The organism is Streptomyces sp. NPDC091280 (assembly GCF_044768565.1).
Classification (GTDB): domain Bacteria; phylum Actinomycetota; class Actinomycetes; order Streptomycetales; family Streptomycetaceae; genus Streptomyces.
On record NZ_JBIVUZ010000012.1, the window covers coordinates 68,731 to 83,922 of the forward strand.

Sequence of the window (15,192 nt, forward strand, 5' to 3'; positions counted from 1 at the left end):
GCGGGGTGACGACCCGGGACTCGTATCTCGTCGGTCTGATCGGCTCGGGCATCGCGAACTCGTTCAGCCCCGTGCTGCACGAGCGGGAGGCGGACCGGCACGGCCTGCGCCACCTCTACCGCCTGATCGACCTCGACCGCACCGGGACAGCGCCCGACCGGGTCGGTGAACTGGTGCGCGCCGCACGGGACTTCGGCTATCGCGGCCTCAACATCACCTACCCCTGCAAGCAGCGCGTGATCGCCAGTCTCGACGAACTCGCTCCGCAGGCCGCGGCGATCGGTGCCGTCAACACCGTCGTCTTCGAAGGGGAGGGCGGCAGCCGCCGGGCCGTAGGACACAACACCGATGTCACCGGTTTCGTGGCCTGCCTCGACCGGGAACCGGCGTACGCGCCGGGGCAACGCGTCGTGCAGCTCGGCGCCGGGGGAGCGGGGGCCGACGTCGCCCACGCCCTGCTCACCCGGGACACCGGGCACCTCACCGTCGTCGACCCGCTGACGGACCGGGCCGAGGCGCTCGCCGCCGCCCTGAACCGGCGGTTCGGCGACGGCCGGGCCGACCCCTGTGCTCCGGACGGTCTCCCCGCGGCGATGGCCGAGGCGGTCGGCCTCGTCCACGCGAGCCCCACGGGCACGGCCGCCCACCCCGGACTTCCGCTGCCCGCCGAGCTGTTGCACTCCGGTCTGTGGGTCGTCGACGTGGTGTACCGGCCGCTGGAGACCGAGTTGCTGCGCGTCGCGCGCGCCCGGGGGTGCACCGCGTCGAACGGTGTCGGCCTCCTCGTGTTCCAGGCCGCGGACGCCTTCCGGCTCTTCACCGGCCGTGAGCCCGACCGCACCCGCATGCTCGCGCACGCGGCCGAACTGGTCGCGTCGGAGTGAGGGCCGGTACCCGGGTCACGGCCGTGCCGCTCGACATCCCTCGCGTCCGGATCCCTTGCGTCAGGATCCCTTGTGTCAGGGCAGGTCCCGAGGCGCAGCCCCGCTCTCGTGCTCTGCGCCGCGTGCCTGCCGCAGCAGCGCGGCCCCGAGCGGGGTCAGGGTGTGCAGGACCGTGGGGCCGATCTGCCGGCTGGTCGTCAGTCCGGCGTCGCGGAGCACCGAGGCGTGCCGGCTGGCGGCGGACAGCGAGATCCCGGCAAGCTGTGCGAGTTCTCCCGTGGTCGGCCCGTCGGCGACGCACCGCAGGACCCGCGCGCGGGTGCACCCCAGGAGCGCGCCCAGCGGCACGTTCTCCGCGGGGAGCGCGTCCTCGGGCAGCGCCGGATGGGTGAGCGGGTACGAGAGCACGGGCGGCAGCCCGGCATCGGCGAGGGCGACCGGCGTTCCCCACGAGAAGTACGTCGGTACGATCCTGATGCCGCGTCCGCGCAGATGCAGGTCGCGGTCCGTCCGGTAGTCCACTTCGAGGACCGGCGGGTGCCAGCGGAACCGGGGCCCCAGGCTCGACAGGAGTCCCTCGACGCCTCGGTTGAGCAGCGCGCGGGCCAGGAGGGCCCGGTGCGCGACGATCCCGCAGGTGGCGCGTTCCGTGAACGGCGCGACGGCCACCGCGTGGTACCGGCGGATCAGTTCGGTGAAGTCCCGGCGTTCGGCGTCCTGATCCAGCCGCCGTGCCCAGGCCGGCACCGGGGACACCCGGTCCAGGAGCCGTAGCTCGGCGTGTATCTGCCGTCCGGGCAGGCGGAGGATCGCGTCGAAGGCCGCGGCGGTCCCGCCCTCGGACTCCGGTGGTGTCAGGAAGTCGGGCAGGTACGGCCCGAGGGGATACAGCGGGAACAGCATGGTGCGCACGGATCGGGACAGTCCGGCCGCGTCGAGGTCGGCCCGGACCTTCCGGTGCCAGGCCGCGAACTGCCAACGGCCGCCGCGGGACTGCAACCGGTGCAGGGTCGAGAGGACTTCCCACATCGGGTCGGGTTCGGCGCTCACGCGGAGGCGGGCGAGATCCACCTCGGTGAAGTGAATACGGAGCACGTGATTCCCCCCGAGGAACTCCACATTTGCACTCAGGCGCAAGAGTGTGTCGCCGTTGATGAGGCCCTGCCAAGGTGCCGCAAGGCCACGACGCGACCATGGCCGAATCCGATGTTCGACCGCCCGAACCTGGAGGAACGCGTGTTTTCGAAGCGAACCAAAGTGACCGCCGGCACCATCGGAGCGCTGACGGCCGGAGTCCTCGCCCTGAGCGCCTCCCCCGCGTCCGCGAGCGGTAGCTACAGCGGCCTGGCCTACGTCTACGGCGCCGGGGTCTTCACCGACGACTGGGACAACGAGGGCATCGTCGACACCAGCCACAACACCGTGTCCAACGCGACCTGCCTGTGGCAGAAGATCCTCTGGGCGGACGGCGAGCTCTCGGCCTCCGGCATCGACGGCGACTTCGGGCCCAACACCGAGGCCGCGACCGAGAGATGGCAGACCAAGTTCCAGGTCACCAGCGACGGTTCGGCCGGGAAGAACACCTGGACGGCGGCCGGCAACTGGCTGCGCAACTCGTCCTACGGCACGGACGGCACCGTGGCCAAGTACATCGGCACCGAGTTCATCATCGACGTCACCCGTGACAGCGACGGCTACTACCACTTCCTCGACGGGACCGGCGCCGGCCGCATCGCCGGCTACAACTACCGGACCTGCTAGGCCTGTCGTATCACCGGGCCCCTGTGGGGCACGGCGTTCGGCCCGTGGTCCGCGGCGCCCGCAGGCACCGCGGACCACGGGGTCCGATCAGGCGGACCGCAACCGCAGCGTCAGGATCTGGAAGGGACGCAGGGTCACCTCGACGCCGTCGCCGGTCCGCCGGTGGCTCGTCGGGTCGTCGACGGGACGTTCGAGGAGGTCCGTGGCGATGGCCGCCGACAGGGGGAACGAGGTGGTGAGGGTGGCGCGGGCCCGGGTGCCGCAGGACTCGTAGAGCCGTACCACGACGTCTCCCGAGCGGTCGTCGGCGAGCTTGACCGCCTCCACGACCACACCCTCCTGATCGACCGTGACCAGCGGATCGACCGCGCTGCCGCCCGGCACCGCCCGCTCCGGGAGGTTGAAGCGGTAGCCCTCGCGCCTGGCGTCGGTGACGTCCGCGCCGATCAGGAGCGCGTAGCCGAGCCGGTGGGTGCCCTGGTCCTGGTCCGGGTCGGGGAAACGGGCCGCCCTGAGCAGGGAGAGCCGGACCGTCGTGGTCGTACCGCCGTCGACGCGGACGTCACGGGTGACGTCGTGGCCGTAGGAGGAGTCGTTGACCACGGCGACACCCCAGTCCGGCTCGCCGACGTGCAGGAAGCGGTGGGCGCAGACCTCGAACTTCGCCGCGTCCCAACTGGTGTTGGTGTGCGTGGGGCGCTCGACATGGCCGAAGGGGATCTCCGCCGTGGAGTACGCGGCCCGTACGTCCAGGGGGAACGCGGCCTTGAGGAGCTTCTCCCGTTCGTGCCAGTCGACGAGTGTGTCGACCACCAGGCGCCGTGAGCCTGCGGCGAGCGAGAGGGTCTGTTCGACGCGCGAGGCGCCGAAGGCGCGGACGACCCGCACGGCGTCGCCGGTCGACGTGACGGACTCCGCCTCCGTGAGGTCGCGGACGGTGTTGCGGTAGAAGACGTCGATGTCCCAGGCGTCCCACTGGTTGGGGAAGTCCTGGTGCAGCTGGAGGAGGTTTCCGACCGCGCCGGGCGCCAGGGCCTCCCGGCCGGCCGTGTGGTCGTAGGCCGAGGTGATGAGCCCCCGGCCGTCGATCACCACCCGCACCAGGCCGTTGTCGAGCACGAATCCGTCCCCGTCGCCGACCGGCGCCACGGGAGCCTCCGGCGAGACCGGACGCGGCTGCGCGCCGAACGCCGTGACCCCCGCACGGTCGTGGGGCGCCGCGTTGAAGACGACGGTCCCCTCGCCCGGACCGGCCAGCGTCCGCTGCGCCGTTCCGATCAACTCCTCCAGTTCACGGGCGACTTCGGCGTATGTCTCCTCGGCCTCCCGGTGCACCCACGCGATCGACGTCCCGGGCAGGATGTCGTGGAACTGGTGCAGCAGCACCGTCTTCCACAGCCGGTCCAACTCCTCGTACGGATAGGGCAGCCCGAGCCGTACGGCCGCCGTCGTGGCCCACAACTCGGCCTCGCGCAGGAGGTGTTCGCTGCGCCGGTTGCCCTGCTTGGTGGCGAGCTGGCTGGTCAGGGTGCCGCGGTGGAACTCCAGATACAGTTCGCCGGACCAGACGGGGGCGCCGCCGTTCCCCTCGTACTCGGCGTGGGCGCGCTCGAAGAAGTCGGTGGGCCGCTCGATCTCCACGCGGGCGGAGCCCTCCAGGTCCCTCAGGCGCTCGGCGCGGGAGAGCATCTCACGGGTGGGGCCGCCGCCGCCGTCGCCGTAGCCGAACGGGATCAGGGAGCTGTTGGCCGGGCCCTTGTCCTGGAAGTTCCGTACGGTGTGGGCGACTTCGGTGCCGGACAGCTCGCCGTTGTAGCTGTCGACGGGCGGGAAGTGGCTGAAGATGCGGGTCCCGTCGATGCCCTCCCACCAGAAGGTGTGGTGCGGGAACTTGTTGGTGGTGTTCCAGGAGATCTTCTGGGTGAGGAACCAGCGCACCCCGGCCAGCTTCATCAGCTGCGGCAGGGCCGCGTTGTAGCCGAAGGTGTCGGGCAGCCACATCTCCTCGGTCTCGACCCCGAACTCCTCCAGGTAGAACCGCTTGCCGTGGACGAACTGGCGCACCAGGGCCTCGCCGCCGGTGATGTTGGTGTCGGGCTCCACCCACAGGCTGCCGGTCGGCAGGAACTGCCCCGACTTCACCTTCTCCTGGGCCCGCGCGTACACCTCGGGGCGGTGCTCCTTCAGCCAGGCCAGTTGCTGGGCCTGGGACATCACGAACTTGAACTCCGGGTGGTCGTCCATGAGTTGGGTGACGTTGGAGACCGTCCGGGCGACCTTGCGGACCGTCTCGCGCAGTGGCCACAGCCAGGCCGTGTCGATGTGCGCGTGCCCGACGGCCGACACCCGGTGCGCGCTCGCGTGCGCCGGGGCCGCGAGGGCGGGGGCGAGCAGGGCGCGGGCCGCCGCCGCGCTGCCGCCCACGTCCTGGAGGTCGATCGCGTCCAGGGCGCGGCCCACCGCCTGGAGGATCTGCCAGCGGCGCGGCGAGTCGGGAGACAGCTCGTGCATCAACTGCCCCAGGACGTCGAGGTCCTGGACGAGTTCATGGACGTTGCGGTCGAGGACGGCGAGGTCCAGCCGGCGCAGCCGGTACAGGGGTTCGCCCGGGGCGTCGGTGCCGTCGCCGAGCCAGGGGGCCCGTCCGCCCACGGGGGTGGGGCCGAAGGTCAGCTCGTCGGGGGCGGTGTGCATGACGACGGGATTCGCCGCCGCCTCGACATAGGCGGTGAACTCCTCGCCGCCCACGGCCCGTTCGGCGACCGGGACCCAGGTGTTGCGCGGGTTGAGGGCCTTCACCGCGGTGCCGTCGGCCCGGTAGACGAGCCCCTCGGCGGAGAAGCCGGGGGAGTGGGTGGCGAACCCGAGGTCGAGCACGGCCTCGACCGTCTCGCCGGCCCAGTCCGCGGGGATCGTGCCGCTGACCTTGAACCAGCTCGTCGACCAGGCGGGCCCCCAGCGGTCGCCCACCCGCGCCGGACCGTAGGGCGCGGCGAGTCCCTCGCGCACCGGCACCGGTTCGCCGGGCACGCTCCAGATCTCCACGTCCAGGGGGACGGACCGGGCGTGGACGGCGGGCCGGATGCGTTCGTCCAGCACGCGGGCGAGCCGCGCTTCGATGACATCACGGTCGTTGTGCATGGGTGTCTCTATCTCTTTACAGGTGGGGGGAGTTCAGCCCTTGAGCGCGCCGCCGAGGGCGAATCCGCCGCCCAGCTTGCGGGACAGCAGCACATAGAGCAGGACCACGGGCATGGAGTAGATGAGGGAGAACGCCGACAACTGCCCGTACTGCGTCTGGTCGTGGGCGCTGAGGAAGGTGAACACGCTGACGGACGCGGGGAGTTTCTCCGGGGAGAGCAGCAGGATGAAGGGGACGAAGAAGTTCCCCCACATACCGATGAACGTGAAGATGGTGACCACCACGACACCGGGCCGCATCAGCGGCAGCACCACCCGCCACAGCACCTGCATGGTGTTCGCGCCGTCGATCCGGGCGGCCTCCTCCAGGACGACGGGCACGCCGTCCATGAAGTTCTTCATCAGCCAGATGCCGAACGGCAGCGCCGAGGCGGCCAGGAACAGGGTGGTGGCGGGCATCGAGTCGATCAGGTTGACCTGCACGAACATGCTGTACACCGGGATCATCACGGCGGTGATGGGCAGACCGGTGGAGAACAGGATCGTGTAGAGGAACGGGCGCCGCAGCCGCGAGCGGTAGCGCGAGAGCGGGTAGGCGGCGAGCACGGACACGACGACGGTCACCGCGGTCCCGAAGCCGCACAGCAGCAGGCTGTTGAGCATCGGCCGGTAAGTGGTGTCGACGTTGAGGACCGCGTCGAAGTTGTCCAGGGTCAGCGACGAGGGCATCCGCAGCTGGAAGGAGTTGGTGTCGCTCACCGAGGCGAGCGCCATCCACAGCATCGGCAGCACGTACAGCAGGGACACGGCCAGGAGTACGACGTTGACCGCGACCCGGCCGGCCCGGACGCGGCGCCGGCGCGGGGAGTTCGTCGCCGGGGCGGTGCGGGCGGCGGACGTGGCGGGGGGCGTGGCGACGGCGGCCATCAGTCGTCCTCCAGTTTCAGCAGCCGGATGTACACGACGGAGAAGAGGGCGCCGACCACGAGCAGCACCAGCGCGATGGCGGTGCCGTAGCCGATCAGGCTGTTCTGGAACGCCTGCTGGTACATGAAGATCGGCAGTGTCTCGCTCTGGTTGCCGGGTCCGCCGCGGGTCATGGTGTAGATCAGCCCGAAGACGGAGAGCGTCTGGAGGGTGATCAGCATCAGGTTGGTCAGGATCGACGGCCGGATGACCGGCAGGACGACCCGCCACAGCCGCTGCCAGGCGTTGGCGCCGTCCATCTCCGCCGCCTCCGTCAGCTCCCCGGGCACGTCGTTGATGGCGGCGGTGAAGACCATCATCGAGAAGGCGGTGCCACGCCACACGTTGGCCAGGCACACCGCCAGGATCGGCATGGTGTATAGCCAGTTCTGCTGCGGGAGACCCACCGCGTCCAGCAGCGAGTTGAGCGAGCCCTGGTTGTAGAAGAAGGCGTACATCAGGTAGCCGGCGACCACCTCGGGCAGCACCCAGGCGGCGATGACGACGCCGTTGACGAGCGCCCGTACCGGCTTGGTGGCCTTCTGCATCAGGATCGCGAGGGCCAGTCCGAAGGTGTTCTGGCCGATCACCGCGGAGCCCACCACGAACACCAGGGTGAGTTTGACGGAGTTGAGGAAGTCGCTGTCCTTGAAGGCCCGGGTGAAGTTGTCCAGACCGATGAAGTGGGTCCCGGAGGCCCCGGTGAGCTGCATGTCGGTGAACGCGTAGTACACGCAGTACCCGATCGGCCCGGCCAGGAAGACGGCGAGCAGGATCACGGCCGGGACCGTCGGCAGGCCGCGCAGCAGCGAGCGGGCGGCGGGGGCGGACGCCCCGCGGGACCGGCGCGCGCCGGTCCCGCGGGGCGACGGGGCGAGGGCGGTCACGAGCTGCCCTCGACGGTGTTGGCGCTGCCCACCGCGGCCTTGACATCGTTATCAAACGTCGATGCGGCCTTGTCGACGGAGGCCTGACCGGTCGTCACCGACTCCATCGCCTTCTGGATGGCGGTCGAGACCTGGTTGTAGGCGGGCAGTCCGGGCCGGTAGTGGGTGTCGGCGACCAGTTCGGTGAAGAACTTGTTGGTCGGCACCGAGTTCAGATACGTCTCGTCCGTCGCCACGTCCGTACGGACCGCGATGTTCGCGTTGGTCGCGTTCCACTGCGCCGCGTTGGTCTTCGTCTGGAGGGTGGTCGACAGGAACTTCCAGGCGAGATCCGCGTTGCCGGCCTTCGCGGGGATCGACCAGGCCCAGCCGCCGGACATGCTGGTCCGGCCGGGTGCCTGGCCGTTCTGCGTCGGCATGGCCGCCGTGCCCATCACCGACTGCCACTCGGTCCACGGCTTGGCCGCCGCCGAGCTCCAGTTGTTCGGCATCCAGGAGCCGTCGATGTCGATCGCGAGCTTGCCCTCGGGGATCAGCTCGGTGCCCACCGTGGTACCGAAGTTGGCGCCGAGCGCCTGCTCCTTGGACGGGCCGAGACCCTGGCTGTATACGGTGTGCACGAAGTCCAGCGCGTCCTTGAAGCCCTGGCTGCCCACCACCCACTTCTTCTGCGAGGCGTCGTAGAGGGACTTGTCGGCCGCCGGTGTGCCGTAGAGCAGCATCTCGAAGCCCTGCATGGAGGACGCCTCGCCGCCCGCCTGGCCCGTGTAGAGGTTCAGCGGGGTGACGCCGGGCAGCTTCGCCTTGACCTTCTTGGCGGTGGCGATCACGTCGGCCCAGGTCTTGGGCTGCCAGGGCACGGCGACCCCGGCCTTCTTGAGGAGGTCCTTGTTGTACCAGATGCCCCGGGTGTCGGTGTCGTCCGGCACGGCGTAGGTCTTGCCGTCCGACGCGCCGGTCACCGCGCCCTTGGCGGCCTTGGCGTACTGCGACCAGTCGCTCCACTTCGCCGTGTAGGCGTCGAGGGGCTTGAGGTAGCCGCCCGCGATGTCGGAGTTGATCAGCGCGGTGTCCTCGTAGACCAGGTCGGGCGCCGTCGAGGGGGAGCGCATCATGAGCTGGATCTTGGTGTAGTAGTCGTTCTCGGAGGCCGTCACCGGGACGAGGGTGACCTTGGTGCCCGGGTTGGCCTTGGTGAACTGCTTCACCATCGAGGCGAGGAACGTGGCCTGGAGCTTGTTGGTGCTGTCCAGGTTCTGCCAGTAGACGACCTTGATCGACTTGGACGAGCTGCCCGAGGAGCCCGAGCCGCAGCCGGTGGCGACCAGGGCGGTGGCGGCTGTGACGGCCGCGACGGTGACGATTCTCGATGAGCGCACAGTGGTTCCTCCGGAACGCGAAACCTGAGGGAAGACCGGGATTTTTTTCCGGACGGGAGGCCAGACGAACGGCGTCCCACACTCGGCGCCGCCCTGCGCTGTCTGGCCTGGTTGGCCGGATTTGGTGGGCGTTAGCTAAATCCATTTGATGGATGAAGTCAATGCTTCGAGTATGTAAACTTCCGCCACCGGCGCACCCGCCGGAATGCCTCCCGACGGCCGCACGGCAAGGTCACGGGGGCCGGTCTCATACAGGGGGCACAGGTGAGTGACAGGTGACGACGCTCAGCGGTACGAACCTGCCGCGCGTCGGCGGCTACAACCAGGCGGTCGTGCTGGACGCCATCCGGACCACCGGGCAGGTCAGCCGGGTCGAGTTGGCGCAGCTCACCGGCCTCACCAACCAGACCGTCTCCAACGTCGTCCGCAAACTCCTCGACGCCGGACTGGTCCTGGAATCGGGACAGGCCCCCTCCAGCGGCGGCAAGCGCCGCACCCTGCTCACCATCCGCGCCGACGGCGCCTGTGCCGTCGGCGTCCACCTCGACCCCGACGCCGCGGTGATCGTCGTCGTCGACCTGGCCGGCCAGGTGATCGGCGGCCGACGGCTGCGACTCGCCGACGCGGGCGACCCCGCCGACGTCGTGGACCGGGTCGCCCGCGCCGCCGGACGGCTCGTCGAACGCACCGGCGTCGACCGCGCCCGGCTGCTCGGCCTCGGCATCGCCGCGCCCGGCCCGCTCGACGGCACCACCGGCGCGGTGGTCTCCCCGCCGAACTTCCCCGGCTGGGGCCGCGTCCCCCTCGCCGACATGTTCGGCGCCGCCACCGGCCTGCCCGTCGCCCTCGACAACGACGCGACCGCCGCGGCCATAGGCGAGCGCTGGATCGGCGGCGCCGAACGCGCGGGCAGCTTCCTCTTCCTCTACTTCGGCACCGGCATCGGCGCCGGAGTCGTCCTCAACAACACGGTCCTGCACGGCGATTCGGGCAACGCGGGCGAGTTCGGCCACATGGCGGTGGAACCCGGCGACCGCGTCTGCCACTGCGGCGCCCTCGACTGCCTGGGCCCCTACGTCAGCCCGCCCGCGATCATCGACGACCTGCTGCGCCTGCACGGCCGGGCAGCCGCCGACCGCCTCGGCCTGACCGGCACCCCCGACTCCGTCCACCACGACTGGAAGACCCTGCGCCGCGCCGCCCGGGCGGGCGACCCCGACGCCTGTGACGTCGTACGACGAGCCGCGCGCCGGATCGGTGAGGCCGCCCGGGGCGCCGCCAGCCTCCTCGACGTCAGCCGGGTCGTCCTGGGCGGCGAGGCGCTGCGCGGGATAGAGCCGATCATGCGGGAGGAGATCGAGACCGCCGTCAACCGCACGTCCGTCGCCCGCACGATCCGCTCGGTCACGGTCGAGCAGAGCGTCATCGGGGACACGGTCGGCGCGGTGGGCGCGGCCTCACTGGTGCTGCACGGCAACTACGCACCGGGGTGGCGGATGCTGACCGACACGGCGGGGTGACCGCCGATCCCGGACGGGGGTGCGCCGTCGTGGTGTACGGCGGTGCACGTCGGTGTCCCGCGGTGAAGTGATCACGCGTCGCCGACCATGGTGTCATGAGGCAGTGCCGATCCCCGTTGGAGGTTTCATGCCGACCGTCGAACTCACCCGCTTCCGTGTCGACCCCGCGAGGGTGGCCGAGTTGCTGGACAGCAGGCCGGCGATGCTCGCCGACTTCCGGGCCGATCGGGACGGTTTCCTCGGAGCCCGGCTGGTCCGTCTGCCGGACGACGAGTGGCTGGACATCGTGACCTGGCGCAGCCCGGAGGACTTCGCGGCCTCCCGGGACAAAGGGGCGAACCTGCCGGGCATCGCCGCCTTCTTCGCGGCGATCTCCTCCCTGGTCAGTTCGGAGGAGGGTGCCGAGCCCGACATCGAGGATGTCGTGTGACGCTGTCGGACACACGCGGTGATGCGAGTCCGCGGGGACTCGCATCACCTGGTGGTGTCCGGGGCGGACGGTCGGGGCGGCGCCCTACTTCGTGGCGAGGAAGAGGTAGTCCGCGGTGTAGGGGACGCGGGCGGTGGGCTCCGTGGCCGGGTCGCAGGTGCCGGCCGGGGCGACGCCGCCGGCGGTGTTGAGGCGCAGGACCGAGGTGGTCCTGGACAGGAGTCCCTCACTCTTGCCGGTCTGCTGTGCGCGGAGCAGGAGTTGGGGGATGTTGCCCGTGCCGTTGGGGAACTTGTTGAGGACGGTGCCGGTCACCGAGGAGCCGTCGGGCGCGATCCACTGCGGCGGGCCGGCGGGGCCGTGCTTGGCGAAGCTGTGCTGGATGCCGCCCTGGAGGGTGGCGTCGACGTTGTCCTGCGTGAAGGCGTAGGAGCCGTCGTCCTGCTTGGTGCAGGCGTAGATCTGGGCCCCCTTGACGACGCCGGCCAGCGCCGAGTGCCGGATGGCGTCGGGCAGCGAGACGGCGCCCGGCAGCGCGAGGGCCTGTCCGCGGACCGCGCCGCCGGGGAACTCGGCGGTGTGCAGGTTGAAGTAGAACCGGTCGGGATGCGCCTTGATGTTCCGCAGCAGGCCGGAGTCCTTGACCTTGACGGTCCCGAACACGAACGGCGTGCCTCCCTTGAGCTTCTCCATGAAGAAGGGGATCTTCACGTCGCCGTTGGTGCCGCGTGCGCCCTGGTGGAGGTGGCCCATGGTCGGAGTGTCGATGCCCCTCCACGCGAACGCGAAGGACACCGTGTCGCCCTGGATGCGCATCAGGGCCACCGCGCTGCCGTCCTTGTCACCGACCGCGGGCTTGCCCTTGACGGGCACCTCGTTGTCGCCGGTGAGGATCGAGGTGAAGTACGTCGCGCCGGGCGCGTTCTCGGAGTAGCGGCCGAGGGCACCCGCCGCCTGCGCCGTCCCTGCCGCCTGGTGCGAGACGGTGGTGTCGGCCGCCCCGTCCACGCCGTTGCAGGCGGTCAGGAGCAGGGCGGTGCTGATCGCGGTCGCGGCGATGGTGCCGTAGCGCTTGAGCTTCATGTGGTGTGTTCTCCCCGTGATGGCCGATCCGCGGTTGCCCCGCGGTCGTTCTCCCTCCATCACGGGGCCCCCGGGGCGATCCCTCAGCCGATGACACTCCTGAGACACGGCTGAGAAGGGACGGGATCACTGAGGACACGACCCGGACATGGGGACCCGTTCCAGGACACCTCCCGCGAAGACGTCGTACAGGGGCAGCGTCTCCAGGTGGACATAGCCGATGTGGCAGTCGCAGACGGCCAGCGGACACGCGCGCGGGCGCAGCGCCGCCCGGTAGGAGCCGTCGTACAGGTTGCCCAGCTCGTCGCGGACGAAGTGGCAGCGGCGGACCGTGCCGGCGCCGTCCACCGAGATCACGGACTCGCCGGTACGGCACGGGAGTCCGGCACTGCGGTGCGGGTGTCTGCTGTACGGGAACAGGGGGTCGAGCGCGGTCCAGTCGTCGGCCTCGGCGTCGCCGTAGGTGTGCCCCTCGGCCGCGTTGATCCAGAGGTAGACGTGCGGGGGCAGGTCGGCGCGGAGCCGGCGGGCCGCCGCCAGATGGGCGGGCAGGCCGACCACGCCGACGCTGAACCGCACCCCGCGGTCGGCCAGTTCGCGGCACTTGGCGAGGAAACGGTCGTACGGGGTCTGGCCCGGGTGGTACGTGCACCACAGCGCGAGTGTGTCGAGGTCGGCGTCGGCGAGCCAGCCGGTCCGGCAGCTCAGGTTGGTCTGGATGGCGACCCGGCGCACCTGCGGCAGCCGGGACAGCTCGGTGAGGGTGCGCCGGTACCAGGAGCGGACCAGCCCCTCGCCCCAGGGTGTGAAGAGGATCGACAGGTCGTCCTCGCTCTCCGTCACCCAGCGTGCGAAGCGGTCCAACGCCTCGCGGTCCGCGCGGAGTTGGGCGGTCGAGTCGCGCCGCTTGGCGAACGGGCAGTAGGGACAGTCGTAGTCGCAGGACGCGAGAGGGCCCCGGTAGAGGACGGTGAGATCCATGACGGTCCGTCACTTCCGTTCGTAGGCGGCCATGGCGGACCGCACCTCGGGGGAGAACAGCTCCGGGCCGATGGCGTCGGAGTGCGCCAGCCCCTCCGGGGTCAGCACGAGCCGCTCGCCCCTCGGGTCGGTCAGCCAGCCGCGCCCGGCCAGCCGGTCCAGCTCCGGCCCGAAGGTGTCGCCGGGTGAACTCCCGAAGCGGGCGCGGTAGTCGGCGACGGACAGCCCCTCGGCCTGGAGGAGGGACTGGAGGAGATGGCGGCGACGCGCCTCGTGTCCGTCCACGCGGTAGCCGACCTCCGCGTGCGCGAAGTCGTCCGTCGTGACGTAGTCGTCGATGATGCCGCGGATCTCGTGCATGCCGACCGCGTAGTCGAACGAGTAGTGCAACGCCGACGTGTACGAGCGGGCCCCGCAGCCGAGCCCGATCATGCCGTCCGTCTGGCAGGCGTAGTCGTCGGCGCCCTGGGGCGGGGCGTCGGCCCGGCGGAACATCCGCATCGACTGCTGGACATAGCCGTGCGCGAGGAGGTGGTCGCGGCCCGCCCGGTACAGGCGCAGCCGCTGCTCGTCCCACTCCGGGTCGGCTCCGGCGTCCCCCTGATGGCGGCCGAGGCCGGTCAACGGGCGGACGTAGAGCGGATACAGGTACAGCTCTTCGGGCCGCCAGGCCAGGGCCGCGTCCAGCGAGGCGCGCCAGCTCCGCTCGGTCTGGCCGTCGATGCCGTAGATGAGGTCGATGTTCAGGACCGGGACGCCGGAGTCCCGGATCCGGCCGAGCGCCGCCTCCACGTCGGCGCGGCGCTGCGGGCGTACGGCGGCTCGGGCCTCGGAGTCGACGAAGCTCTGGACGCCCAGGCTGAGGCGGGTCGCGCCGCGTTCCGCGAGGACGGTGAGCCGGTCCGCGGTGGCCGTGGCGGGCGAGGCCTCCACGGAGAGCGGGACCGCGCGCAGGTCGGCGCCCATGCGCCGCTCGGCGATGTCGCACAGCCGCTCCAGCTCGGACGCGGTGAGGAAGGTCGGGGTGCCGCCGCCGAACGCCGCGGTGGCGAAGCGCACCGGCTCCGCGTCGCCGAGCGCGGCCCGCACGGCGTCGGCCTGCCGCTCCAGGGCGTCGAGGTAGGCGCCGGTCAGCCCGTCCGGGGCGCCGATGCGGGTGAAGAGGTTGCAGAACCCGCACCGGACCTCGCAGAACGGTATGTGCGCGTACAGCGACAGCGCGCTCCGGTCCTCCGACGCCCACAACTTCCGCAGCGCGGGCCGCTCTTGCAGCCGACGGTAGGCCGTCTTGTGCGGATAGGCGTACACGTAGTGCTGGTAGGGACTGGTCCGCTGCGCGGTGGTCATCGGACGGCCTCCGCGGGGTCCAGGAAGAAGTGGGCGTACGGCACCGTCCACACGGACTCGTGGCCCAGGCGGTGGCCGGTGTAGCCGTCGTCGCCGTAGGCCGTGCCGTGGTCGGAGCAGACGATGACGAAGCAGGGGCGCCGGGAGCTCGCGGCGGCGAACAGCCGTCCGATGTGCCGGTCGACGTACTCCAGCGCGGCGGCGTGCGTCTCCCGGGTGTCACCCGCCTCCCGGGTCGCGCCCGGCAGATGGAACCAGTTGGGCTGGTGCAGCGCCGACACGTTCACGAACAGGAACAGGCGCTGTTCGGCGGGCAGTTGACGCACCACCTGTTCCACGCGGTCGATCTGGTTCTCGAAGGAGTGCGGCGAGGTGACGCCGAACTCCTCCTCCCAGTGCGCCTCTTGGAACAGGCCGGGCAGGACGGAGCCCAGCGGGCCGCGCCGGTTGAAGAAGCCCACGCCTCCGACGCACACGGTGCGGTAACCGGCCGCCGCCAGTCCGGACACCAGGTCGGGGGTGTCGTAGACGAAGGTGCCCTCGGCGGTCGTCTCGCTGCCCGCGAAGCTCGCCGCGAACAGCCTTGGATGCGGGCCTGGTCGGGCCGGAGTGGGCAGGAACCCGGCGAAGATCGCCTGGTGCGAGGCGTAGGTGAAACTGCCCGGGGCGTGCCTCTTCTCCCAGCGCCCGCCCGGCAGATGGCGGGCCAGGTTCGGGATGCGCCCCTCGGCCGCCAACTCGGCGGCCACGTCGTGCCGCAGCGTGTCGAGGGTGACCAGCAGGATGTCGTGGTCGCCGACGACCGCGTTCATG

Annotated in this window: 13 protein-coding genes; 4 read left to right on the forward strand and 9 right to left on the reverse strand. The window is 70.8% G+C overall.

Annotation, left to right across the window (positions count from 1 at the left end):
* The first annotated feature begins 5 nt into the window (after positions 1 to 5).
* On the forward strand, positions 6 to 884 hold the full coding sequence (locus ACIQPR_RS33085) for a shikimate dehydrogenase (RefSeq protein WP_403655747.1): 879 nt from the start codon (positions 6 to 8) through the stop codon (positions 882 to 884).
* A gap of 75 nt (positions 885 to 959) precedes the next feature.
* Here the strand turns inward: ACIQPR_RS33085 and ACIQPR_RS33090 are convergent, their stop codons facing one another.
* Positions 960 to 1,979, reverse strand: coding sequence for a helix-turn-helix domain-containing protein (locus ACIQPR_RS33090; protein ID WP_403655749.1), 1,020 nt, complete (start codon positions 1,977 to 1,979; stop codon positions 960 to 962).
* A 141-nt stretch (positions 1,980 to 2,120) separates the two neighbouring features.
* Between ACIQPR_RS33090 and ACIQPR_RS33095 the strand changes: the two genes are divergently transcribed.
* Positions 2,121 to 2,645 (forward strand): peptidoglycan-binding protein, encoded by a 525-nt coding sequence (locus ACIQPR_RS33095; RefSeq protein WP_403655751.1) that lies wholly within the window; start codon positions 2,121 to 2,123, stop codon positions 2,643 to 2,645.
* Positions 2,646 to 2,732: 87 nt separating this feature from the next.
* On the opposite strand, the gene ACIQPR_RS33100 is transcribed toward ACIQPR_RS33095, so the two are convergent.
* Genes ACIQPR_RS33100 through ACIQPR_RS33115 form a run of 4 tightly spaced genes read right to left on the reverse strand, consistent with a single transcriptional unit; the run spans position 2,733 to position 9,018 of the window.
* The gene (locus tag ACIQPR_RS33100) at positions 2,733 to 5,786 is read right to left on the reverse strand and encodes an alpha-mannosidase (RefSeq protein ID WP_403655752.1); all 3,054 of its coding nucleotides are present in this window, start codon (positions 5,784 to 5,786) and stop codon (positions 2,733 to 2,735) included.
* Between the two features lie 33 nt (positions 5,787 to 5,819).
* Entirely contained in the window at positions 5,820 to 6,713 is an 894-nt protein-coding gene (locus ACIQPR_RS33105; protein WP_403655754.1) for a carbohydrate ABC transporter permease, read from the reverse strand.
* Positions 6,713 to 7,639, reverse strand: a complete 927-nt coding sequence (locus ACIQPR_RS33110) for a carbohydrate ABC transporter permease (protein ID WP_403655756.1) — start codon at positions 7,637 to 7,639, stop codon at positions 6,713 to 6,715. The genes ACIQPR_RS33105 and ACIQPR_RS33110 overlap by 1 nt, the downstream gene beginning before the upstream one ends.
* Positions 7,636 to 9,018, reverse strand: a complete 1,383-nt coding sequence (locus tag ACIQPR_RS33115; RefSeq protein WP_403655758.1) for an extracellular solute-binding protein — start codon at positions 9,016 to 9,018, stop codon at positions 7,636 to 7,638. The genes ACIQPR_RS33110 and ACIQPR_RS33115 overlap by 4 nt, the downstream gene beginning before the upstream one ends.
* Before the next feature lie 275 nt (positions 9,019 to 9,293).
* Here ACIQPR_RS33115 and ACIQPR_RS33120 point away from each other — a divergent pair, with 275 nt between their 5' ends.
* Complete coding sequence (locus tag ACIQPR_RS33120) at positions 9,294 to 10,538, forward strand: ROK family protein (protein WP_403655760.1); 1,245 nt, start codon at positions 9,294 to 9,296, stop codon at positions 10,536 to 10,538.
* A 127-nt stretch (positions 10,539 to 10,665) separates the two neighbouring features.
* Positions 10,666 to 10,968 (forward strand): antibiotic biosynthesis monooxygenase family protein, encoded by a 303-nt coding sequence (locus ACIQPR_RS33125; RefSeq protein ID WP_403655762.1) that lies wholly within the window; start codon positions 10,666 to 10,668, stop codon positions 10,966 to 10,968.
* An 84-nt stretch (positions 10,969 to 11,052) separates the two neighbouring features.
* Here the strand turns inward: ACIQPR_RS33125 and ACIQPR_RS33130 are convergent, their stop codons facing one another.
* The 4 genes from ACIQPR_RS33130 to ACIQPR_RS33145 form a co-directional block, all read right to left on the reverse strand.
* The gene (locus tag ACIQPR_RS33130) at positions 11,053 to 12,051 is read right to left on the reverse strand and encodes a CHRD domain-containing protein (RefSeq protein ID WP_403655764.1); all 999 of its coding nucleotides are present in this window, start codon (positions 12,049 to 12,051) and stop codon (positions 11,053 to 11,055) included.
* A 126-nt stretch (positions 12,052 to 12,177) separates the two neighbouring features.
* Positions 12,178 to 13,032: an STM4011 family radical SAM protein gene (locus ACIQPR_RS33135; protein ID WP_403655766.1), complete on the reverse strand. Its 855-nt coding sequence runs from the start codon at positions 13,030 to 13,032 to the stop codon at positions 12,178 to 12,180.
* Between the two features lie 9 nt (positions 13,033 to 13,041).
* On the reverse strand, positions 13,042 to 14,379 hold the full coding sequence (locus tag ACIQPR_RS33140; protein ID WP_403655768.1) for an STM4012 family radical SAM protein: 1,338 nt from the start codon (positions 14,377 to 14,379) through the stop codon (positions 13,042 to 13,044).
* Positions 14,376 to 15,191 (reverse strand): STM4013/SEN3800 family hydrolase, encoded by an 816-nt coding sequence (locus ACIQPR_RS33145; RefSeq protein WP_403656464.1) that lies wholly within the window; start codon positions 15,189 to 15,191, stop codon positions 14,376 to 14,378. The genes ACIQPR_RS33140 and ACIQPR_RS33145 overlap by 4 nt, the downstream gene beginning before the upstream one ends.
* Position 15,192 lies beyond the last annotated feature (1 nt).

Coding starts and splice junctions, on each gene's coding strand:
- ACIQPR_RS33145 (WP_403656464.1), bottom strand. CDS start 15,191: ATGAACGCGGTCGTCGGCGACCACGACATCCTGCTGGTCACCCTCGAC.
- ACIQPR_RS33105 (WP_403655754.1), bottom strand. CDS start 6,713: ATGGCCGCCGTCGCCACGCCCCCCGCCACGTCCGCCGCCCGCACCGCC.
- ACIQPR_RS33100 (WP_403655752.1), bottom strand. CDS start 5,786: ATGCACAACGACCGTGATGTCATCGAAGCGCGGCTCGCCCGCGTGCTG.
- ACIQPR_RS33135 (WP_403655766.1), bottom strand. CDS start 13,032: ATGGATCTCACCGTCCTCTACCGGGGCCCTCTCGCGTCCTGCGACTAC.
- ACIQPR_RS33125 (WP_403655762.1), top strand. CDS start 10,666: ATGCCGACCGTCGAACTCACCCGCTTCCGTGTCGACCCCGCGAGGGTG.
- ACIQPR_RS33140 (WP_403655768.1), bottom strand. CDS start 14,379: ATGACCACCGCGCAGCGGACCAGTCCCTACCAGCACTACGTGTACGCC.
- ACIQPR_RS33130 (WP_403655764.1), bottom strand. CDS start 12,051: ATGAAGCTCAAGCGCTACGGCACCATCGCCGCGACCGCGATCAGCACC.